This is a genomic window from Spirosoma sp. SC4-14 (assembly GCF_037201965.1).
Lineage (GTDB): Bacteria > Bacteroidota > Bacteroidia > Cytophagales > Spirosomataceae > Spirosoma.
On sequence record NZ_CP147518.1, the window covers coordinates 2,685,944 to 2,708,628 of the forward strand.

The following is a 22,685-nucleotide window of genomic DNA, read 5'->3' on the forward strand; positions in this document are numbered from 1 at the left end:
AGGGTGAACGAATGAAAGGGCGAAAGAATGAGTCGTTAGGAGGTGGGAGTATGAGTGACAAGGCTATGAAGGACCAGTCCTGGTTGCATTTGTTCTCCGTCCGTTTCGGCACTCGTTCTCCGTCCGTTTCGGTAGTTTTTCGCTCGTTCACTCGCTCACTCGCTCACTCGTTTACTTCCATCGCTCCGCTGGCTACCTTTCGAATGCTGTTTGGAGCCATGATGGTGTTCAGCACGGCGCGTTTTATGGCCTTAGGCTGGGTAGCTGATCATTACATTGAGCCTAAACTCCATTTTCATTATTACGGCTTCGAGTGGCTTGAGCCGCTACCGGCTATAGCTATGTATACCGTGCATGTGCTCATGCTGTTAGGTGCTCTGGGAATCATGCTTGGGGCTTTTTATCGGCTATCGGCACTGATGTTTTTTCTGACATTTACCTACTGCGAGCTGCTCGATAGTACGTACTACCTCAATCACTATTACTTTGTAAGCGTTGTTAGTTTTCTACTGATCTGGTTGCCAGCCAATCGGGCTGCGTCGGTCGATGTTTGGCGCAGAGCCATACCGTCGGTGCGTTATGTTCCGGCCTGGACAATCAACATCATCAAACTGCAATTAGCACTAGTGTATATCTATGCCGGGCTGGCCAAAATTCGCTACGACTGGCTGATCAACGCACTACCCTTAAAAATCTGGTTGCCCGCCAATGATGCTCTTCCCATTATTGGGCCGCTATTCGCCCTTCCCTGGATGCCGTATGTGTTTAGCTGGGCCGGTATGTTATACGACACATTTATTGTGTTTTTCCTGCTCTGGCCGCGCTCGCGTCCGTGGGCCTATGCAACGGTGGTCGTCTTTCACCTACTAACGGGTCTTTTGTTTCAGATTGGTGTGTTTCCTCTGGTCATGATTGCTGCTACTCCCATTTTCTTCTCGGTAGACTGGCATGAGCGACTACTGCGCTGGGGGAAGCAGGGAAGAGGTTTGGGGCAGGGGGTATGGAGGAGTTTGGCGCCTAAGGGTATTGTTCAGACGTTGCTACTTGTTTTCGTCTGCTTTCAGCTTGTTTTTCCCTGGCGTTATCTACTCTATCCCGGCAATCTGTTCTGGACAGAAGAAGGCTACCGATTTGGCTGGCGCGTTATGTTGATGGAGAAGGCGGGAACCGCTACGTTTTTTGTGCGCGATAGCCGTACGGGCCACGAAGGCGTGGTGGATAATCGTGAATTTTTGAACGATCATCAGGAAAAACAAATGGCCATGCAACCCGATCTGATTATTCAGTTTGCGCATTATCTGGCCAATTATTATCAAAAACATGGGGTGTACAAACCGCAGGTCCGCGCTGAGGTCTATGTCACCCTGAATGCACGCCCGAGTCAGTTACTGATTGACCCTGCCATTGATCTCACGCAGATTCAGGACAGTTGGGCACACAAATCCTGGATTTTATCGAATGAACACAACTAAAATACATACCCGTATACCGTATTACTTTACCATACTCATCCCGTGTTTACTATTGCTCACGGCAACCGCATACGCGCAAACGACGATACTGAGTGGAACGGTACACACCGCCGATGGGCATAAACCATTGGCCGAAGCGGTTGTAACCACGCAGGATGGTCATGTTCATACGCTTACCGATGTTAATGGACAGTATCAACTGAAACTTCCGGCGGGGGTTTATACGCTGGTTGCGTTTGCGCTTGGGCGAGAAACCGCAACACAGTCGATAACGGTAGCGAGCGAGGCCATAACCGTCAATTTTATCCTGAATGAACTGGCCCGAACGCTCGACGAAGTGTCGGTACAGGCCGAGCGCGAACGTACATTTGGTATTACCCGATTGCGGTCAGTTGAGGGTACGGCTATTTATGAGGGAAAGAAAAGTGAAGTAGTAGTACTGCGTGACCTGACGGCCAATAAAGCAACCAACAATGCCCGGCAGGTTTTTTCGAAAGTTACGGGACTCAATATCTGGGAAAGCGACGGCGCTGGACTGCAACTGGGCATCGGTGGGCGTGGGTTGAGCCCCAATCGGACCAGCAATTTCAATACGCGGCAGAATGGCTACGATATTTCGGCCGATGCGTTGGGTTATCCCGAAAGCTATTATACACCTCCCGTTGAAGCTCTGGACCGCATCGAAGTGGTGCGCGGAGCGGCTTCGCTGCAATATGGTACGCAGTTTGGCGGATTACTCAATTTTCGGTTTCAGCGTGGCCCACGCAACAAATCCATTGAACTGACCAGTCGGCAAACACTGGGTTCCTGGGGGTTTTTCGGATCGTTTAACAGCATCGGCGGTACAGTCGATAAAGGCAAACTCAACTATTATGCATTCTATCAGCATAAGCAGGGCAATGGCTGGCGGCCTAATTCCCAATTCAATGTCAATACGGCATACGGTTCTGTACACTATCGGCTGACCCCCCGGTTTACGCTCGGTGCCGACTATACATTTATGCACTACGAAGCACAGCAACCCGGTGGCTTGACCGACACCGAATTTGCGCAAAATCCCCGCCAGTCGATTCGGGCAAGAAACTGGTTTCGGGTCAACTGGAATCTGTTTGCGCTAACGGGCGATTATCAACTGGCGGATCGTACGAAATTGAATACCCGGTTTTTTGGCTTGCTGGCAGGACGTTCGGCGTTGGGGAATCTGGAACGTATCAACGTTGCTGATCTGGGTGGTAATCGAAACCTGATTGATGGCACTTTTCATAATATCGGTAATGAAACGCGACTGCTGCACCGGTATCAGTTGCTGGGCCAGCCCGCTACGCTACTGGTTGGTTTTCGCTGGTATCGTGGCACAACAACAGCCCAACAGGGTGACGCCAGCAATGGGTCGGGCTCCGATTTTCGGTTTCTGCATCCCAACGATCTCGAAAATTCCGATTATCGGTATCCCAATAAAAACGACGCACTTTTTGCCGAACACATCATTAACCTGAATTCGAAGTTGAGTATTACACCCGGTGTTCGGGTTGAGTCCATCCGAACATTTTCGTCGGGGTTCTATCGGCAGCGAACCTACGATTTTGCGGGGAACATCATCTCCGACGAAAAATTTTACGACGATCAGGTACGTCGGCGGGCGTTTGTGCTGGTTGGGGCTGGCTTAAGCTATAAGCCAACCGACCGACTTGAAGTTTACGCCAATATTTCGCAGAACTACCGGGCCATTAATTTCTCGGATTTGCGCATCACCAACCCAAACTTCGCCGTTGATCCGAAATTGCATGATGAGCGTGGCTATACCGCCGATCTGGGCATTCGGGGGCGTGCCGAAGATTTTTTTACCTATGAGCTGACACTTTTTTATCTGAAGTATAAAGACCGAATCGGGCTTTTGTTGAAAGCCGACCAGCCTCCGTTGTATCTGGATTATCGGCTTCGGACCAATATTTCCGATTCGCGAAATCTGGGGATAGAAGCCTTCGGAGAAATAGATCTGCTGAAAATGACAGGCCATAAAACCGGCAGTTGGGGCTGGTCGGTATTTGCGAACCTGTCGTTAATCGATGCCCGGTACATCAATACCGAAGATCCGACCATTCGGAACAAACTGGTTGAGCAGGTGCCACCGGTACTTTTACGAACCGGCACAACCATTCGGCGGGGGAGTTTTTCTGCAACATTGCAATATGCCTATACCGGCCAGCAGTTTACCGACGCTACCAACGCCATTCGCACGTCAACGGCTGTAAACGGGGTCATACCGGCTTATCAGATTATGGATCTGTCAGCCGCCTGGCACTATAAATGGTTATTGATTGAAGGCTCGTGTAACAATCTGCTCAATACGTATTATTTCACCCGTCGGGCCGACTCATATCCCGGTCCCGGTATTATTCCAGCCGATGGTCGGGCGTTTTATCTGACCGTTGGGGCTCGGTTTTAGCCGCCAAATCCCTTTTGGAATTTGGCCAGTGATTATCCTATTTCAGCAAAGCCATTACCGCGTCGTCGCCCACAGCGGCATTGGCAGGACGGGGATGCCCGGCGTTGAAGACCTGTAGTTCTTCGGGTTTTAGCAGTGTATTGCCTGCTTCGTCGAATTGTCCATCTTTCATCACCCGGTTGAGGTCGAGTTTGAGGTGTTTGGCCAAAAACTGGTAGGCCGCTTTGCGTTTGCTGGGGCCGTAATCGTGGCCTTCGGCTGGTAAATGAACATTCTCAATCCGGTCGGCTGCGTTGTAGAAACTATAGATCGACCGAATGTAGGGATACTCGACATCGGGCGTATTTTTGGTCCAGTCTTTTCCATCAGACACAAGCAGGAGCGGACGAGGAGCGGCCAGTGCGGCAATTTCTACATTACTGGTCTGGTGCGTTGGGCGTTTGTGAATGGGCATACCACTTTCGCAAACGCAGCCACCAAAAAAGTGCGCCGATACCATCACGACTGGAACCGAAACTTTAATGCGTGGGTCGAGGGCCGTGAGCAGAAATGTCTGCGTGCCACCACCCGATTCGCCCGACATACCAATTCGATCAGTATCGACATCGGGAAGACTGGTGAGGAAATTGAGCGCCTGGATACCGTTCAGCGTCTGCAATTTCAGCGCTTCAGGAATTTTGTGATCGCACTGTTTCGAATCGCCATAGCCGAGCATGTCGTAAATAAACACAACGGCACCCATTCGGGCCAGGGTAGCGCAGCGTTGTTGGGCCTGTTCCAGAAATCGGGCATCCTGTTTAGCTGTATGTCCATGTGGGCAGAGAATCCCGGCCAGCTTACCCGTCGAGTGAATGGGCCGGTATAGGTTGCCGGTTATCCAGAAGCCCGGAAGGCTTTCGAAAGCTACATTTTCGATCGTATACCCATTCATTTTTCGCAGACTATGCCGAATGGGCTTAATTGGGGCAAATTTGGGCTTTGCGGGTAAATCCATTCCATCGCGGATACCCTGCCGAATCATGGCTGCCCGTTTTTCCCAGCCAGCTCGGTCATGGTATGTCTGAGCAAACGTTTTTAGTGCTTCGGCACCCTGGGCTTCGGTAAAATAAGCCCCCTGACAAAGATCTGGACGGTCGGGGTTGGGCTGGGCCAAAAGGGTCGATGCTCCAAGAAAGCAGCTCAGGGCGAGGAAATGGCGAACACGCATAGTTGTATGGTAGACGAACGGAATTGCGCTCATAAAAGACAACCGCGATGAAGTCTTACTGTATTGCTTTAAGCCCTTTGCCTATTCCGCCTGAAGCCGATAATGGTTAGTGAAACAAGCAATAGGCTTATCCCTAACCCCGAGCCGACCAGAAAAGGCATTTCGTGAAGGGGAAGAAACAAGCCCTGAGAACGGAACGCCTGATATTTGAAGAGTTCTTTTTGTAGAGTATTCTTGTCAGAAATAATAAAAACTTGATTGAGGTGAATGGTATGCCCATTTTTTTGCCCATCGATTTGAATCGAGAGGGTGTTCGAATCGTCGACAATACGTGTTCGAAGATATGAGTTGTTGATTTCAGGAGCCATAGTGATATTGGTTTTGAATAGTATGAGAAGGCACTTGTGGCATAGGGCTTGGGGTGGCTAGTGCATCCCCAGGCCCTATGCCACAAACCTACTCGGTCCGAAGCGATTTTACGGGATTCATCAATGCCGCTTTGATGCTGTGAAAACTTACTGTTGCCAGAGCAATCAGGATGGCAGCAAGACCAACCAGCACAAATACCCACACACTGATCGCCACATGGTAAGGGTAATTGTTGAGCCATTGTTGCATACTGAACCAGGCCAGCGGAATAGCAATGGCCAACGCTATCAGAACTAGCTTGATAAAATCCTGGGAAAGCGCAACTATAATGTTTGGAGTGCTGGCTCCCAGTACTTTACGAATGCCAATTTCTTTTGTGCGCTGCTCAATAACCATCAGGGCAATGGCAAACAGGCCAATACACGATAGGAGAATGGCAATGCCCGACGCAAGACTGAAAATTCGTGAAAGCATATCTTCGTTCTGGTACCAGGCGTCGACGTTTTCGTCCAGAAACGACCCGATGAATTCCGACTGCGGAGCGATCTCTTTCCATACCTGTTGCAACTTAGCCATCGATCCGGCCAGGTTATGGGGGGCTACCCGCACAAACAGATAGCGTATGGGTTCGTTATTGGACAAATACATACTGATGGGTTTGTGCACATCAGTGAGCGAATACAAATGAAAATCGGGAACAATGCCAATTATTTGAGGGGCCGATGCTGTTGTGTCGGTATCGTCGCGTAGAAATACCCCGACCGGATTAGCTTCGCCCATCATCTTGGCCATACTTTCGGTAACGATTACCCGATTCGCCGAATCGGCAGCATACGCCCGGTCGAAGTCACGACCCGCTTTTAGTTTAATACCCAAGGTCTTGAGGTAATCATAATCAACCAGCAGCCAGTCGGTCAAAATATCTTTACCCTTGTAGTTGAAACCATAGCCAATGCGGGAACTGACGTGATCTTTGCCACGCCCCAGGTTGAGGCCCGAACCCGTTATCGATAGCACCGATGGATCGCCCGTGAGCTTGTTGCGTAGCCGTTGCAGTACCTGCCGACCACTTACCTGATTGCCAACCGGAATGCTGATAACCTGTTCTTTCTGAAAACCAAGCGGTTGCTCGCGCAGATAATCGACTTGCTGGAGGGCAATGATTGTGCAGCAGGCCAATAGTGTTGATATGGAAAACTGGCTGACAATTAGCGAGTTGCGAAGGATTCCTGGTCGTTTCAGCGAGATTTTCCCTTTCAATACGTCAACCGGATTAAACCGGGCCATTTGCCAGGCCGGATAGCCACCGGCTACCAGTGTAACAACCAGAAATAAGGCGAAAATCAACGCGATAAAACCCGGTTGAAGCATATAATCAATAGAAAGTTTCGACTGGAACGTAGCATTGAACGTCGGCAGGAGCAGATAGGCAAGGAGCAGTCCAAGAGCAAATCCGGCAAAACAAATCAGCGTCGATTCGCCCCATATTTGCACGAATAGCTGTTTCTTCAACGCTCCCAGCGATTTTCGTACGCCCACTTCTTTTGCCCTGGTAAACGAACGGGCAATGCTGAGATTAATGAAATTGATACACGCAATGAGCAGTATGAAGGTGGCAATCCCCATCAATACATAGACAAGGGCAATGGGTGCCCCCCGGCCATCGTTAATATTCCTGTCAAAATGGATATTGGCGATTTTTTGAATCCGGAGCGCAAAGAGATCACCCCGTTCGTCGGGCTTTGCGCCTTTTGTCTTCAGGTTGTTCAGTGTGCCAGCGTAGTATTTGGCAACAAACGGTTTCAGACGCTGTTCAAACGTTGCCTGACTGATTGTAGCGGGTAATTTGATGAAAACCTGTAGTAAGCCAAAATCCCAATGATCTTTTGAATCCTGATAATTAGGCAGGTTTTCAGTGCGAATCAGGGCATCGTACTGAATGGTTGAGTTGGAAGGCGCATTTCCCAGAATGCCACTAACAATATACTGTTTCTGCTTGCCATCATTGCTGACCAGCACGGCTTTACCCATCGGATCTTTGTCGCCAAAAATGGCTTTGGCCATGTTTTCGCTCAGAACAATGCTGCTCAGATTACGAAGTGCATTGTCTGGATTTCCTTTGATAAGTGGAAAGGAGAAAATTTTAAAGAAATCAGGGTCGGTCAGATAAACCGCCTTATCAAAGTAGTTGCCTTTGTATTCGACCAGACTTTTGCGGATATTGATGACTCGGGTGGCCGCTTCCAGTTCGGGGAAATCGGCTTTCAGAGCAGGCATCAGCGGCAGCGGCATTGTGCCGGATTTAACCATTTTTTCCGGATCATTCGACACCATATAGGTCTGAAAAATCCGGTCGCCGTCTTTATGGAACGAGTCGTAGGTAAGTTGCAAATAGGCTGTCAGAAACAAAAACAGGCAAATGCAGAACGCGACAGATAACCCCACTACATTGATGGATGCGTAACTTTTACTCCGCCAGAGGGTGCGAAACGCAATTTTAAGGTAATTCCGTAACATATCGGGATGAAGAAAAAAGGGTTGTGGGTAATCATTGGTTTTATAGCGGTACGCGTTGCCAGTGCCTGATCGGGTTGTGGCCTGAGCAAGGTTGGCAATACGGCGTCTGATAAAATAAGGACGAACAAATTTCAGTACTTCCAGCGCATAGAACTGACGGGCTCTGGATACCCCAGCGTCGGCCACCTGCTGGGCAAACTGTTCGTGTAAATCGCCCAGAAGCTCTTCCTGTAAATGAAGAGGACATACCCAGGTTATGAGTCGGTCGGCCCATGCGGGTGGATTTGGGGTTTGTGGGTTATCGACCATGAGCTATGTTAAAGAAGGGTTTTGAATAGAGTCCCAGAGTTGGTTACGCACATCCCGAATGTCGCTCAGTGTTTGTTTGCCTGCTGCGGTTATGGTAAACAGGCGTTTCCGACGCCCGCCCCGTGTGGTGGTGCCACCGCCCAGTTCTGACCAGACAAAGCCTTTTTCTTCCAGTCGGTATAGCGCAATGTGTACGCCACTCAGGCTAATGGTTCGGTTTGTTCGTTGTTTCAGTTCGTCGGCAATGGCCACACCATAGGCTCCGCCTTCCAGAGCGGCAACGGTAAGTAAGACCAGTTCTTCAAATTCGCCTAAGTAAGCTCTTCCCATGCTGGTTGGCAGTCGCTACTGATTTGATTATAATTTGCTAAACAAATGGCTTGCCAAACTAACAAACGCCCCAATGCGCTCTGTTAATACGCATTTGAAAGAAGAGGATAAACCGTTGCTGTCCGTTTATGGACAGCATTTGTTCACTACTGGACAGGCTCGACCGCAGTTTAGTAAGCAGAAAACCGGGCCATAGGAAAGGATTGCATTGCCGAGCATAATAATTATTCTATTTGATCAATATAAAATGTTATTCGCTGTCTTTACCTTTAATACAGTAAAATACATACTCCTTGGAACGTTTTACTGCAGCCAGTTATCGGGAATTACCAGCACAGGAACTCTGGCAACGCTTCAGAGCCGGAGACGAACGTGCATTAGGCGAGTTGGCCAGAGAACATTATTCTGGTCTCTTTAACTATGGCCGACGGCTAACAACCGACTCAGAACTGGTGTGGGATACTATTCAGGACTTGTTTCTGGAACTATGGGACCATCGGGAAACAATTGGTACGGCCGTTTTTGTAAAAACATACCTGCTCAAAGCGCTGCGCTATAAATTGCTCAAAGCCCGCTCGCAGCAATCGCCAATCCCTTTCGACGACCACGGCGAGGGGACCGGGCCATTTTCGGTGTCTATTGAAGACGAGATTATAGACCAGGAACTGCATACCGAGCAGGCTCGTCTGTTGCGGCAATTGATGGCTGGTCTTACAAAACGTCAGCAGGAAGTGCTGTATCTGCGTTTTTACCAAAACCTCGATAATCACGAAATTGCGCAGATTATGGGGTTGGAGCGACAGAGTGTCGCCAATTTGCTGCACCGTACGTTCAAAGAGCTGCGTAGCCAGTGGTCGCCCAACCTACTCCTTTCCGTAATCCCCTTTCTTACCGCCCACTTGTAGCAGCGCTTCTGCTTCTGGAGACGCTGTATTGTTCCCTTCGGTTGAGTAGGCTTCTTCTGAATTGCATTATAAGGGAAAATTTTTTTACGATTTTTTGAGTATGGCCAGCCAGACTTCGACACTATAGGGTAAAGCAACTCAGAGTGCTTCGCTCTACTATGAACTATAAGACGTATAACGCTGAGGATTTTCTGTTCGACGAGTCGTTTCGACAATGGACCAGCGGTTCTTCGCCACAAGCAGCCGTTTTTTGGGAACAATGGCTACTGGAAAATCCCGACCGTGCCGATATAGTCAGGCAGGCTCAGGAGTTAGTCCGGGCTCTAAATGAGCACTATGGCAATGAGGTGACGGAAGAGCGCATAAACAGCGAGATTGATCGGTTGATGCAACGGGCCGCCGAACGTCGGGATACTGAAAGCGAAGCGACAGTTATTCGGTTGCCACAACCTCCATTGCTGCAACGGAAGTTGTGGCGTTGGGTGGCTGCGGCTTCGGTAGTGGTTAGTGTGGGGCTGGCTATCTGGCTGTATGGATTTTTCATGAACCAACGACACCGTCAAACGACGTATGCTGATCTGACAAAAGCATCGGGTGTTCGGCTTCAGGAAAAAGTCAACAACACTGCTCAGATAATGAATGTCGTATTGAACGATGGCAGTGTAGTTACCTTACAACCGAAAAGCCGATTAAGCTATCCCTCTCAATTTGAAGCACGTAGCCGGACCGTTTACCTCAATGGCGAAGCCTTTTTCGATGTTGTAAAAAACCCGGCAAAGCCCTTCCTGATCTATGCCAATCAGACAGTTACACAGGTGCTGGGGACAAGCTTTTTAGTGCGGGCATACGACAATGAACAGAACGTGGTCGTAACGGTACGAACGGGCCGGGTGTCGGTCTATAAACAACAGGATTTCGAGAAAGCCCAGCAGTTGGGAAGCCAAAAGATTTTGGGAGTGATTCTGATGCCCAATCAGCAGATGACCTTAAATCTGGATAATAACCGGCTTCAAAAACAATCGGTTGAACAGCCCAGAGCTTTGCAGCCTGAGATGGTAAAGCAGGAGCAGGTATATGAGGATGCACCCGTTGCGAAGGTATTCGAAAACATTGAACGTGCCTACGGGGTGAAGTTGCTTTATACAAAAGAAGACTTATCCGCCTGTTTGGTCAATATCACATTCTCAAATGAAAGTCTGCTTGAACGACTGGAGGTAATTTGTCAGACCATTGGCGCTACGTATGAGGTGCAGGATGGTCAGATTGTTATCAACAGTAAAGGTTGTCAATAGGTTGATAACTAAGCCATTAATTCATAATTCTCTACTCATAAACCCACCTTTTATGCCGTAGCCTATGACAAAATAAGCTAAATCAGAACGAAAGAAGCCAGCGATGATTCCGGCATCACTGGCTTCAGATACACCCTTGTTCGAGACCCTCATCCAGGATGAGGCAGGGGGTTCTTTGTCCATTTCAAAATTCAAATAGCCAAAAAACAAGCAAAAGTATGAAAGAACTTCGACAACCGCTTAGCCTGTTGCGTAGCCTTATGAAATTTACGGTCTATCAGTTTCTATTAGCGGCTATTCTGGCCGGTCTGGCCACCGCCCGATCGGTTGAAGCACAGCAGGTCATGGATTCGCGGATCACACTCCGTGCCGATAACATGACCATGAAAACTGTGCTGAACCAACTAGGGCGTCAGGCCGATGTCCGTTTTGCCTATCGGTCTGCGCTTAAACAATTAAACAGCCGGGTATCAGTAAATGCTACCAATCAGCGTTTAGGCGAAATCCTGGATTATTTGCTGAAACCCCTCAATGTCACCTATAGCGTAAAAGGTCGGCATATTATTCTCAATCAGGAGCCGCCTGTTGCCCGGTCGGTTTCTGAAATTGATTTCACCAGCAACGATCCGTTCAACGACCGCACCATATCGGGGACCGTATCCGATGAATCGGGAGTTGGCTTGCCGGGTGTGAGCGTAATTGTTAAAGGAACCCAGCGAGGAACCACAACCGATGCCAATGGCCTGTTTCGGATGAACCTGCTCACGGGCGACGATGTGCTGGTATTCAGTTTTGTGGGTTATATAAGCCAGGAGGTAACCGTAGGTGATCAGACATCGATGAATGTTCGGCTGGCCACCGATACCAAAAACCTGAGTGAGGTAGTTGTTGTAGGGTATGGAACACAGAAACGATCGGACCTGACGGGGTCGATTTCGTCCGTAAAATCGGAAGATGTGAAAAACCTGCCGGTCCGAAGTGTCAATGAAGCCTTGCAGGGACGAGCGGCCGGGGTGCAGGTGACGCGCAACGACGGTGCGCCGGGCGGAAATTCTGACATTGTGATCCGGGGAGTTGGCTCTATTGGTGGAATGGCTCCCCTGTACATTGTCGATGGTATTCGGATGTCGTCGGGAAACAACTTCAACCTGCAGGATGTCGAATCCATCGAAATTCTGAAGGATGCCAGTGCTGCTGCCATTTATGGAGCACAGGCAGCCGGTGGCGTTGTGCTCGTGACCACAAAACGGGGTACTGCCATGGACAAAATGAGCATCAATTTTAATGCGTACTATGGCGTTCGGAAGCCGCTTCATTTATATAAACTCCTCAATACATCGGACTACTATACGGCTAAAACGGCCTTTGGGGTAGCTACCAATAGCTGGGGTGATCCGAAAACATTGCCGGATAATGACTGGGTGAAGGATATCTTTACCAACGGAGTAGAGCAAAGCTATTCGCTTTCCCTGTCGGGGGCTTCGGCAAAAAGCAATTACTACCTGTCGGCCAATTACCAGCGCGAGGGTGGTACCATTATCGATAACTATTTTGAGCGGTATGGGCTTCGTTCGAATGCCGATTTTAAAATTAACAAGAAGATTAAGGTTGGCGAAACGCTCTTTGCCTGGATGACCAATACCAATCCGACCGTAACGACTACGTTCCCCTTCCGGTCGGCACCGGTGATTCCGATTTATGATGCCAGCAATGCATATGGTGGCTGGGCCAAAACAGGCAACTACTTTGGCGGTCCCAATCTGGTGGCACAGGAATATCAGAACCATATGTTGAATCAGACCTATGCACTGGAAGGCAATGTGTATGCCGACTGGGAGATTGTACCCGGCCTGAATTTCCGGTCAACGTTCGGGGCGTCGATCTATAATGTCAAAAACTACAAGTTCACAGAAGCCTATGACTATGGAATTGTCGCCAATCGGGTAGCAGCCTTGAACCGGGAAATCGACAATCAACGCAACCTGACAGCCAACTTCGTACTGACCTATGCCAAAACTGTTGGTTTGCACGAATTTAAGGCACTGGCTGGGTATGAGGCTTATAAATCGGATTTGAGCAGTCTGGTGGCGTCTGCCCAGGGGTTTCCGTATGTGACCTACAACCTGGCCCTATCGACCAACCCCAGTAGTTACGTAGCCAGTGGTGGCGAATTACCACAGACCCGGATTCTGTCGCAATTTGGCCGGATCAACTATACCTATGCGAGTAAATACCTGTTAACGGCAACCATCCGCCGGGATGGCTCCGACCGCTTCGGGCCAACCAACAAGTTCGGTGTTTTTCCGTCGGCCTCGGTAGGCTGGAAAATGAATGAAGAAGCCTTTATTCGGGATAATCTCACGTTTGTGACAAACCTGAAACTACGGGCCAGTTATGGTAAACTGGGAAGCACGAGCAACATTCCTCAGTACACGTATTTATCGTCCTACGGTGGTTCGGGTGGTACAAACAGTATGGGTCTGGCCGATGGTAGCCGCGCAAAAGGGTATGCATTGACGGCACAGTTGGCCAACCAGAATATCAAGTGGGAATCGGTGCTTCAGACTGATATTGGTCTGGATGTTGGACTGTTGAAAAATGCTTTGAATATCACTGTCGATTGGTATAATCGCCAGACACAGGGGATGATTTATCAGGTGCCCGTAGCTTTGTCGGCCGGGTTTGGTAGTACGTATGTCTACACCAATATTGGTCAGATGAGCAATAAAGGTCTGGAACTAGCCGTCGATTATCGGGGAAAAAAGGGGGCGTTCACGTATGGAATTACCGCGAACACCTCATTTAACCACAATCTGGTAAAACAACTGGATGGCACCAACAACAACCCGATCACCGATGGATCGGCGGCTCTGGATCTGGATGGAAATGCTGCCCGTACGCAAATAGGTCATCCATTGAGTCAGTTTTATGGCTATATCGTCGATGGTATTTTTCAGTCAAATAATGAAGTGACGGCCTTAAACGAACAGGCGCAGAAAGCCGCTGGCTCAACGTCTATCTATTATCAGAATGCGGGTACGGCCGCCGGTGATTTGAAGTTCAGAGATACCAATGGCGATGGCCGAATCACGATTGCCGACAAAACGTTTATTGGCAATCCCTGGCCTAAAATGACGTATGGTCTTACGCTAAACCTAGGCTGGAAAGGAATCGACTTAACGGCACTGTTTCAGGGGGTTCAGGGTGTCGACGTATACAACGGAACCAAGTATTATCGGGAGTACTTTTATGGCGACTACAACAGCACGAAGGATATTCTCAATTCCTCCTTTTTTAATGGAAATGGCCTGACCAATCAGCCGCGTGTGGGCGTAACCAATTCGGCTGGGGTTTTCTCGCGTGATCCGAACCAGAACTATGGCCGTGTTTCCAGCTACTTCGTAGAAGATGGCTCGTTCCTGAAACTGCGGAATTTACAACTTGGCTATACGCTGCCCACAACGCTCATGAAGTCTCTGAAAATCTCGAATCTGAGGATTTATGCACAGGGGCAAAACATACTTACGCTGACAAAATATAGCGGTCTCGATCCGGAAGTGCTGGGCGTAAACGGTACTACGGCCCGTGGTATTGACACCATCAACTCCTACCCGCGTACCATGCTGCTGTCGATGGGTATCAACATGAGTTTCTAACTTCCAAAGCCATTCCTGTTATGAAAATATTTGTCAAACTAGCTCTATTTACGGTACTGATAGCGTTTGCTTCCTGTAAAGACAGTTTCGTTAATGTCGATAATCCAACGGCCATTTCAACGAGCAATTACCCCAACACCATTTCTGATCTCGAACAACTACTGACGGGTGTTTATGGCACTCAGCACGCAACCGGCATATTTGGTCGGGCCATTGGCCCATACAGCACCTATCTGTGGGATCATACTACAGATTTGAGCTGGCAGGGATCGCCCAACTGGATTCAGATGGGGCAGAATAATGCCTTGCCCAGCGATGCCTTTCTGCAACAGATATGGCCCGATTTATGGCGAGGTGTTCAACGGTGCAATACCCTGCTGGCGGGGGTCGAGCGGGTCAATGCAAAAGCATCGGCTACCGATCAGGCAACTATCAGTCTCATTAAGGGGCAGGCGCTTTACCTGCGGGCCTGGTATTATTTTTATCTGACTACATTCTGGGGAGAGTCGTTTATCGTTGATGGGGCCGGTGGCGATAAAATGGGAGTACCGATTGTAACGGCGGTAGCCAATAATCTGGCCGAAACGCAGGTGGCCCGCTCAACCGTAAAACAGTGCTGGGATTTTATCATCAGCGATCTGAAAGCTGCCGAAACCCTGCTGGGAACCCAAACCTGGACGGCCGCTACCGATAAACACAAAGTGACAGGCTGGGGCGTAAAAGCATTTCTGGGAAAAGTCTATGTATTTACGCAGGATTGGGCAAACGCAAAAACATATCTGGGCAACGTGATAGCCGGTAGTGGAAAGTCGCTGGTTGCGTTCGATGTCTACAAAAATATGTTCAATGGGCAAAACGAATTCAATTCAGAATCGTTGGTCGAACTTAATTTGAACGTCGATATGGTCTATGGCGGTCAGGATTTATCGATGGGTTCTATGATCGGAACCTTAATTGCGCCTACCTATGTCGGCGACAATGGAGCGCCCATTGCATCGGCCTGGTCGAATGTGTTCCCTCATGCTAAAAACATTGCCCGGTTTGGGTTTAATCTGGGCCATTATTTTCCGCAGGGAACAACAACGGCCAATATTGCTAATGTCGACCCCACGTATATTACGAAATCGAAAGCGGCACGAGCCAACAAAACGGTAGACCCTCGGTTGTGGGTAGCCTGCCTTCAGCCGTATGTCGATTCGATGGTGGTGAGTGGCGTAAAACGACCCATTTCTCATTATCTGGACATTACGGAAATTGATATGGAGGCCTGGAGTTTCCGAAAATACATTAATCTGGCAGGCACGGAGTTAGAAGTCAACCGATCAAATGGCGACAATATTCTCTGGCTGCGGCTCGCAGATATATACCTGCTCTATGCAGAAACACTCACCCATACGGGCGACAATGCGATGGCACTTGAGTATGTGAACAAGGTGCATCGACGAGCCTATGGGCTTCCTGTTGATTCGCCATCGGCCATCGATTATAAAAGCCTGACCGACCAGACCATAGCGCCGGACGATGTCTTAAAAAATAACCCGCTTCGCTATGAACGATGGGCCGAATTTTTCGGCGAGTTTAACTGGTGGTATGACGTATGTCGATGGAAAATCGGTGATAAGGAAGCGGCTTACTATCAGAAAATTAGGGGTGGAACCATTCAGTTTGATCCGGCTATCGACTATGCGCAACCCATTCCAATCAATGAAATTACGGCTAATGCCAACATGAAGCAGAACCCAGGTTATTAGGGTCGAAAAGAGGTACTTTTTTCTATTCATACCAGTTCTCTTCGTCTGATTTGTATTGATGACACGCAGGTGCTCATTACGAATCAGACGAAGAAATTTTGCCCGATTCTGAAAGTAGCTATGCCCTGGAATGATGCTTTAGTTGGGACATTACGTACGCAAAGCAACCATAGCGCTCTTTGTGCCTGTAGGGTCCCAAACCAACGATTGATTATGCCCAGAAAACCGCTCTTTTTTCTCCTGTTTGCCTGTATTCACTGCCTGACCGGATTTGCCCAAACCACAACCGAATACGTTTGGTGGAATCCTGCCCGAAATTCGTTTCCGGTTATTGAAGGACAGGCCTGGCCCAAAGAGGTTCAGAGTCCATACGATCGGCTACCCGCCCAGGCAGAAAAGAGTGTCAGGCCGCCCGTTTGGAATTTATCGCACAATGCTGCTGGCTTGCTGATTCGGTTTAACGCCAGTACCGACCAGCTCGTGGTTCGGTATGCTGTGAGTGGCGCTCATGCATTGCCGCATATGCCCGCTACCGGCGTGAGTGGCGTCGATTTGTATGCGCTCGACAGCGATGGCAACTGGCACTGGTGTACGGGGAAATATTCGTTCAAAGATACGCTCGAATACCGGTTTACGGGCCTTACGCCCAACGATCAGTATCATCAGAAAGGACGTGAATACCGGCTCTATCTGCCGCTTTATAATTCGGTGAAATGGCTGGAAATTGGCGTACCGAAAGGAATGTCCTTTACGCCCTTGCCGACCCGTATCGAAAAACCGATTGTTATATACGGAACCTCCATTGCCCAGGGAGCTTGTGCCTCGCGGCCGGGTATGGCCTGGACCGCCATTCTGGGACGCAAACTGGATCGGCCGGTTATCAATCTGGGTTTTTCGGGCAATGGTCGACTAGAGAAAGAGATTATTGAGTTGCTGCCCAGCATTGATGCTAAGCTCTATGTGCTCGACTGTTTACCGAATTTGGTGGCTTCAGTAGGAATCGCTCCCGATGAAATCAGAAACCGGATTATTGAATCCGTTAAAACCTTGCGCCAGAAACGACCCGAGGTGCCCGTGCTGCTGGTCGATCATGCGGGTTATACGGAGGGCTCGCTCAATGCTACCCGCCGGAAATACTACATGGACGCTAATGAACTGATGAGTCAGGCATTTGCGCAATTGAAGACCGAAGGCATCAATCTGGTTTACCTGCTTTCCCGAACCGACATCAATCTGGGTATGGACGATATGGTCGATGGGACGCACCCAACCGATCTGGGTATGCAGCATTATGCCGATGCTTATGAAAACAGCATTCGCCCGATCCTGAACGAACCAATCGGAGCGTATGGCACAACCAAACCCTGCACACAGTTTCGGGATGCCGCTATCTACGATTGGGAAACCCGCCACCGCCAGACCCTGGAACGGGTGAAAGCAAAACCACCACGGATTGTGTTTATCGGTAATTCTATCACGCACTACTGGGGCGGTAAGCCGCAGGCACCCATCAGCCGGGGGGCCGATTCGTGGAATGCCGTACTTGAGCCGCTGGGTACGCAGAATTTTGGCTATGGCTGGGACCGGATCGAGAATGTACTGTGGCGGGTTTACCACGACGAACTCGATGGTTATGCCGCTGCGCAGGTTGTTGTTATGATCGGTACGAATAACCTTCATCTTAATACGGACACTGAAATTGTGGAGGGACTGGCATTTCTGGTCAATGCGATCAAAGCCCGTCAGCCCGGAGCGTCTGTTTTATTGTTGGGGATTTTGCCCCGTCGGCAGGGCGAAGCGCGAATTCTGGAACTGAATAAACGTATTGCACGCGCTGCCGGGCAGGTCGACGTGACGTTTGCCGATCCTGGAACCGTTTTTCTGAAAGAGGACGGTAAAATTGATGAAACACTGTTTACGGATGGGCTGCACCCTAATGCCGAAGGCTATCAGAAATTAGTTGCAAAGCTGAGCCCCTATCTGAAACCAGTCGAACAAAGTCATAAACAAAAACGGTAAAAATGGCTATGACAAAGCCAGTCGTCACGCCCGCCAAAACCCTGGCCGATCGCAGGCGCATGACCCGCCCGCAGCTTTGGCTGTTTAAAGGAATCGCGATGCTGTTGCCATTGGTGCTGCTGGCTTTGCTGGAAGGTATTCTGCGCGTAGCGGGCTATGGGCACGACCTGCGGCTTTTTGTCGATGATCCGCAACAACCGGGCTTTCTGGTCATGAACCGCTATGCATCGGAGCGGTATTTTACAGAAACAGACAATGCTACTGTCGGTAATTTCGAACCGTTTCGGAAGTATAAAGCCGATGGAACCTTACGAATTTTTGTGCTGGGCGAATCAACGACTATTGGCTATCCATATATGCACAACGGCTCGTTTCACCGCTGGTTGCAGTACCGGCTGATGCATACCTTTCCGGAGCGGGAATTCGAAATTATCAATCTTTCCTTAACGGCCGTCAACTCGTATACGGTATTTGGCTTTGCCCGCGAACTGGCCGCTCATCAGCCCGATGCGGTGCTGATTTATACTGGTCATAACGAGTATTACGGTGCATTGGGTGTGGGCTCAACAAGCTCGATTGCCCACAATCCGAAAGTGGTTCGGCTAGTGCTGTGGCTGCGCGACTTTCGGGTGGTGCAACTCGTTACGAAAGCATTGACTAAGCTGAAAAGAGCCGTGTCGGGAAAGCAGGTCGATTTGCGCGAAAACCTGATGAAGCGTATGGCGGCCGACCAGCAGATTTCCTACGGGTCGGGTGCATATGCACAGGGTATCGAGCAGTTTAAAACCAATATGAATGACCTTTGCCAGCAATTGTCGGGTCAGAAAATTCCGGTTTTTGTCAGCAATCTGGTTAGTAACGAAAAAGACCTGAAGCCATTTATCAGCGCATCGGGCAACGGCCCCGAATCGGCTGAACAACAATACCGGCTCGGTAAGCAGGCTTATAAACAGGGTGATTTCAGAACCGCAAAAAAGGCATTTATACAGGCAAAAGAGCTGGACTTGTTGCGGTTTCGGGCCCCGGAAGCTATGAATCAGGTTATCGATGAGCTGGGAAAACAGTATCCAAACGTAACGGTGGTCGACACAAAAACCTATTTTGAACGGCAGTCGCCACAGGGAATACTCGGTAAGGAAACGTTGCTGGAGCATGTTCACCCTAATTTGCTGGGCTATGCCTTACTGTCCGACGCTTTTTATGAAGCCCTGAAAAAACGTCGACTGATCGATCCGGCAAATCGGGCCGAACTTTCGTTTGCCCAACTGCGCCAGCAAATGCCCATTACAACTGTCGATTCGTTGCAGGGTGCTTACGAAATGATGATTCTGAAAGAAGGCTGGCCTTTCAATGAGCCGATGCCGCCCGAAGAAACCCGTCCGAAAACCCTGGAAGAGCAACTGGCCGGAGCATTGGCTGTGAAACAATTGATATGGCGCGACGCGATGAATCAGTTGGCTGCTTACTATGCCAAACAAAACGATCTGCGGAAGGTGTTACGGGTTACCGAATCACTCATACTGGAATATCCGAACGATCCGGGTTTATACGATCAGGCCGGGAAACTGTGCATGAGTTTAAGCAAAAATGAAGACGCTGTCTGGCATCAGAAAAAGGCGTTTCAGTTGGCTAACTCGTTCGAGCGGGCGCAGCGGTTGTTTGTACTTTTGCTGAAGATGGATCGGCCCGACGCGGCATTACCTTATCTGCGCTATGCTGCGGCAAACAATCAGTCGGGGTTTAGCCTTGGTGAGTTGCAGGCGTTTGTTGAACAACTGGTTGGTCTTAAAAAACAGTATGAGCAGGATAGCACGAACGTAAAGCTAAGCAACCAACTGGCAACTGGTTATCTGAAGTTTGCCAATGCGACGGCAGCTACCCGATATGTGAAGAAAACACTACAACATGACCCGCATAATGCCGTTGCGCTTCAATTGAGTCGGCAGATAGAGCGGCTAAGAAAGTAGTAGGAGGTAGTGCAATTGTAATTATCCATGGCGTGAAATAGATGCATCAGCCGCTTTTCACTCGATGGAGATGGCTCTGATTTTTGAAAAAGAAATAAGTATGGAATTTCTTCGGGATTTCTGGTTGTTCGTGCGCGAACGGAAGCGCTATTGGCTAGTACCGCTCTTTATCCTATTGCTGCTGTTGGGCGCCCTGACCATTTTTACGACTGGCTCGGCACTGGCTCCGTTTATCTATTCTATTTTTTGAGCCCGTATGCCAGATGGGTATATCTTTATGGAGAATTCTGTAGAGACTTATTTATGAAGGCACTGATTGGAGCTATAGGCCTCCTGCTATTGGGTAGTTGTTCAACGAAAGAAAAGACTACGCAACAATCCACTGAACAAACCGTTGCCGAAGCTCCAAAAAACGACAGCACGCAAACCGGTGGAACCGTTTCCACTAAGTCTGCTATAAAAGCGACAGTTGCGGCCGGGGCCGGAAAATGGGCCTATGAAAAAAAGACCGATAAAGAGGGAAAACCGGTCTATAAAGCTTCGCTGGTGGCTTCCAATATTCTTGAGTTTTCGTTTCCATACAACGGAGGTTCAGTAGCTACCCTGACCATTCGGAAGCGCGAAAGCGGCACAACGGTATACATAGAGGTGTCGAAAGGTCAGTTTAATCGAAGCTTTCAGGGTGGTAAAGCCCGAATACGTTTTGATCGGCAATCACCTGTTGCGTATGAGCTAGTAGCCGCCGAAAATGGTCGGGCCAACATTGTGTTTTTTGATGCCGAACAAAAGCTGATCAACCAGATGAAAGCTGCTAAAGAAATGGTTATCGATCTTGATTTTGCCGGACAGGGCGTTCGGCAATTATTATTCAAAACTGCCGGTTTGAAATGGTCTTAAGCGCTCATTTTTGTAAAAAATGAGCGCTTAAGACCAAAACGCTAGACTTTCTGAAACACAACAATACTGTTGTGGCCACCAAATCCGAAGGTATTACTCATTGCAACATCCACCGAAGCGGGTCTGGCTTCTTTCGTTACAATAGTCAGATTGTCGGGAATAGCCGGGTCGAGTTTGGTGGTGTTAATGGTAGGTGGAATAACGCTGTCGCGCATCGAAAGCAGGCAGATAATGGCTTCGGCTGCTCCGGCGGCACCCATCAAGTGACCCGTAATGGACTTGGTTGCACTGATTTGTAACTTTGTTTTTTCGCCACCCGTTAAACTCGTTACCGCTTTGATTTCTGATAAATCGCCCACCTGGGTAGAGGTAGCGTGGGTGTTCAGGTAATCGACATCGGCAATGGTCAGCGCTGATTCTTCCAGTGCCAGTTGCATTGCTTTTGCGGCTCCAATGCCCTCGGGATGAGTAGCAGTCATGTGATATGCGTCGGCGGTCATGGCAGCTCCCGTAATTTCTCCGTAAATACGGGCTCCACGTTTTACGGCATGGTTATACTCTTCCAGCACTAATGCACCAGCGCCTTCGCCCATCACAAAACCATCGCGATCTACATCGAACGGGCGCGAGGCCGATGCGGGATTCTGGTTGTGGGTCGACATGGCTTTCAGGGCACTAAATCCACCAAACGATGCGGGTGTAATGGGAGCCTCAGAGCCGCCGGTTATAATAATTTTGGCTTTCCCCAGACGGATGTAGTTGAAGGCATCCATAATGGCGGTATTCGATGTGGCACAGGCCGAAATGGTGGTGTAGTTGATTCCCATATAACCATTTCGAATCGAAATCATGCCCGAAGCCATATTTGGAATTAACCTGGGTATAAAAAATGGGCTAAACCGTGGCTGGCCATTGCCCTGTGCGTATTCGGTTACCTGTTCTTCAAAGACATCCATGCCGCCCTGTCCCGTTCCCCAGATAACCCCCACCTCAAATGGATCGATCTGGTTCAGGTCGAAACCCGAATCACGAATGGCCTCATCTGAGGCTACCAATGCATATTGTGTAAATGGATCGGTGCGTTTAAGATCGGCGCGATTTAAATACTGCGATGCATCGAATCCTTTGATTTCGCAGGCAAACTGGGTGCGAAACAGCGTAGGATCGAATTTGGTGATGGTGGCTGCACCACTCTCACCATTCACTACATTCTGCCAGAACGTCGGGGCGTTATGACCCACTGGTGTTAAAGCACCAATTCCGGTAACAACAACTCGGTGTAACATTTTCGTTGTAAATAATGACTACTAAGGTCTTTTAATCACTGACTGGTAAAAAATAATTTCAGCGGCTGGTAAATATAGGTAAATAATACTATTTGGTATTTTACTGACGAAATAATGAGCGAATAAGTTCTTTTGCTGGCTCTGATGTATCAGCTTGATTTGGCAGTTTTTGTACGTATAGTTGATTTCCTGTTCATTTATTTAATTAAATAATAAATACCAATTGTTATTTTTGTAAGATTGGCGATAGGGCACCAGCCAA

Annotated in this window: 16 protein-coding genes; 11 read left to right on the plus strand and 5 right to left on the minus strand. The window is 49.0% G+C overall.

Annotated features, from left to right (window positions below):
* Window positions 1-11: 11 nt before the first annotated feature.
* Entirely contained in the window at window positions 12-1,472 is a 1,461-nt protein-coding gene (locus WBJ53_RS10845; RefSeq protein ID WP_338876134.1) for an HTTM domain-containing protein, read from the plus strand.
* Window positions 1,459-3,918: a TonB-dependent receptor gene (locus tag WBJ53_RS10850; RefSeq protein WP_338876135.1), complete on the plus strand. Its 2,460-nt coding sequence runs from the start codon at window positions 1,459-1,461 to the stop codon at window positions 3,916-3,918. Before WBJ53_RS10845 ends, WBJ53_RS10850 begins: the two co-directional genes overlap by 14 nt.
* Before the next feature lie 37 nt (window positions 3,919-3,955).
* Here WBJ53_RS10850 and WBJ53_RS10855 read toward each other — a convergent pair whose 3' ends face one another.
* From WBJ53_RS10855 to WBJ53_RS10870, 4 genes are all read right to left on the minus strand, one after another.
* A complete protein-coding gene (locus WBJ53_RS10855; protein ID WP_338876136.1) occupies window positions 3,956-5,125 on the minus strand; it encodes an acetylxylan esterase in 1,170 nt (389 codons plus the stop codon).
* A gap of 68 nt (window positions 5,126-5,193) precedes the next feature.
* A complete protein-coding gene (locus WBJ53_RS10860; RefSeq protein ID WP_338876137.1) occupies window positions 5,194-5,493 on the minus strand; it encodes a hypothetical protein in 300 nt (99 codons plus the stop codon).
* A gap of 88 nt (window positions 5,494-5,581) precedes the next feature.
* Window positions 5,582-8,320, minus strand: coding sequence for an FtsX-like permease family protein (locus WBJ53_RS10865; protein ID WP_338876138.1), 2,739 nt, complete (start codon window positions 8,318-8,320; stop codon window positions 5,582-5,584).
* Window positions 8,321-8,323: 3 nt separating this feature from the next.
* Window positions 8,324-8,650 (minus strand): helix-turn-helix transcriptional regulator, encoded by a 327-nt coding sequence (locus WBJ53_RS10870; protein ID WP_338876139.1) that lies wholly within the window; start codon window positions 8,648-8,650, stop codon window positions 8,324-8,326.
* A 73-nt stretch (window positions 8,651-8,723) separates the two neighbouring features.
* Here WBJ53_RS10870 and WBJ53_RS10875 point away from each other — a divergent pair, with 73 nt between their 5' ends.
* The 9 genes from WBJ53_RS10875 to WBJ53_RS10915 all read left to right on the plus strand — a co-directional run bounded on the left by WBJ53_RS10875 (window position 8,724) and on the right by WBJ53_RS10915 (window position 21,137).
* Window positions 8,724-8,846, plus strand: a complete 123-nt coding sequence (locus WBJ53_RS10875; RefSeq protein ID WP_338876140.1) for a hypothetical protein — start codon at window positions 8,724-8,726, stop codon at window positions 8,844-8,846.
* A gap of 97 nt (window positions 8,847-8,943) precedes the next feature.
* Entirely contained in the window at window positions 8,944-9,555 is a 612-nt protein-coding gene (locus tag WBJ53_RS10880) for a sigma-70 family RNA polymerase sigma factor (protein ID WP_338876141.1), read from the plus strand.
* 158 nt (window positions 9,556-9,713) lie between these two features.
* Window positions 9,714-10,847, plus strand: a complete 1,134-nt coding sequence (locus tag WBJ53_RS10885) for a FecR family protein (RefSeq protein WP_338876142.1) — start codon at window positions 9,714-9,716, stop codon at window positions 10,845-10,847.
* Window positions 10,848-11,065: 218 nt separating this feature from the next.
* Window positions 11,066-14,503 (plus strand): TonB-dependent receptor, encoded by a 3,438-nt coding sequence (locus WBJ53_RS10890; protein WP_338876143.1) that lies wholly within the window; start codon window positions 11,066-11,068, stop codon window positions 14,501-14,503.
* Between the two features lie 20 nt (window positions 14,504-14,523).
* Entirely contained in the window at window positions 14,524-16,254 is a 1,731-nt protein-coding gene (locus tag WBJ53_RS10895; protein WP_338876144.1) for a RagB/SusD family nutrient uptake outer membrane protein, read from the plus strand.
* 213 nt (window positions 16,255-16,467) lie between these two features.
* Window positions 16,468-18,273, plus strand: coding sequence for an SGNH/GDSL hydrolase family protein (locus tag WBJ53_RS10900; RefSeq protein WP_338876145.1), 1,806 nt, complete (start codon window positions 16,468-16,470; stop codon window positions 18,271-18,273).
* A gap of 8 nt (window positions 18,274-18,281) precedes the next feature.
* A complete protein-coding gene (locus tag WBJ53_RS10905) occupies window positions 18,282-20,240 on the plus strand; it encodes a hypothetical protein (RefSeq protein WP_338876146.1) in 1,959 nt (652 codons plus the stop codon).
* Window positions 20,241-20,310: 70 nt separating this feature from the next.
* Window positions 20,311-20,490, plus strand: coding sequence for a DUF5989 family protein (locus WBJ53_RS10910; protein WP_338876147.1), 180 nt, complete (start codon window positions 20,311-20,313; stop codon window positions 20,488-20,490).
* A gap of 53 nt (window positions 20,491-20,543) precedes the next feature.
* Window positions 20,544-21,137, plus strand: a complete 594-nt coding sequence (locus tag WBJ53_RS10915) for a hypothetical protein (protein ID WP_338876148.1) — start codon at window positions 20,544-20,546, stop codon at window positions 21,135-21,137.
* A gap of 41 nt (window positions 21,138-21,178) precedes the next feature.
* On the opposite strand, the gene fabF is transcribed toward WBJ53_RS10915, so the two are convergent.
* Complete coding sequence (gene fabF / locus WBJ53_RS10920) at window positions 21,179-22,423, minus strand: beta-ketoacyl-ACP synthase II (RefSeq protein WP_338876149.1); 1,245 nt, start codon at window positions 22,421-22,423, stop codon at window positions 21,179-21,181.
* Window positions 22,424-22,685 lie beyond the last annotated feature (262 nt).

What these genes read in the sequence shown, in the direction of transcription:
- WBJ53_RS10845 (WP_338876134.1), top strand. Translation starts at nt 12, where the DNA reads ATGAAAGGGCGAAAGAATGAGTCGTTAGGAGGTGGGAGTATGAGTGAC.
- WBJ53_RS10850 (WP_338876135.1), top strand. Translation starts at nt 1,459, where the DNA reads ATGAACACAACTAAAATACATACCCGTATACCGTATTACTTTACCATA.
- WBJ53_RS10855 (WP_338876136.1), bottom strand. Translation starts at nt 5,125, where the DNA reads ATGCGTGTTCGCCATTTCCTCGCCCTGAGCTGCTTTCTTGGAGCATCG.
- WBJ53_RS10860 (WP_338876137.1), bottom strand. Translation starts at nt 5,493, where the DNA reads ATGGCTCCTGAAATCAACAACTCATATCTTCGAACACGTATTGTCGAC.
- WBJ53_RS10865 (WP_338876138.1), bottom strand. Translation starts at nt 8,320, where the DNA reads ATGGTCGATAACCCACAAACCCCAAATCCACCCGCATGGGCCGACCGA.
- WBJ53_RS10870 (WP_338876139.1), bottom strand. Translation starts at nt 8,650, where the DNA reads ATGGGAAGAGCTTACTTAGGCGAATTTGAAGAACTGGTCTTACTTACC.
- WBJ53_RS10875 (WP_338876140.1), top strand. Translation starts at nt 8,724, where the DNA reads ATGCGCTCTGTTAATACGCATTTGAAAGAAGAGGATAAACCGTTGCTG.
- WBJ53_RS10885 (WP_338876142.1), top strand. Translation starts at nt 9,714, where the DNA reads ATGAACTATAAGACGTATAACGCTGAGGATTTTCTGTTCGACGAGTCG.
- WBJ53_RS10890 (WP_338876143.1), top strand. Translation starts at nt 11,066, where the DNA reads ATGAAAGAACTTCGACAACCGCTTAGCCTGTTGCGTAGCCTTATGAAA.
- WBJ53_RS10895 (WP_338876144.1), top strand. Translation starts at nt 14,524, where the DNA reads ATGAAAATATTTGTCAAACTAGCTCTATTTACGGTACTGATAGCGTTT.
- WBJ53_RS10900 (WP_338876145.1), top strand. Translation starts at nt 16,468, where the DNA reads ATGCCCAGAAAACCGCTCTTTTTTCTCCTGTTTGCCTGTATTCACTGC.
- WBJ53_RS10905 (WP_338876146.1), top strand. Translation starts at nt 18,282, where the DNA reads ATGACAAAGCCAGTCGTCACGCCCGCCAAAACCCTGGCCGATCGCAGG.
- WBJ53_RS10910 (WP_338876147.1), top strand. Translation starts at nt 20,311, where the DNA reads ATGGCTCTGATTTTTGAAAAAGAAATAAGTATGGAATTTCTTCGGGAT.
- WBJ53_RS10915 (WP_338876148.1), top strand. Translation starts at nt 20,544, where the DNA reads ATGAAGGCACTGATTGGAGCTATAGGCCTCCTGCTATTGGGTAGTTGT.
- fabF (WP_338876149.1), bottom strand. Translation starts at nt 22,423, where the DNA reads ATGTTACACCGAGTTGTTGTTACCGGAATTGGTGCTTTAACACCAGTG.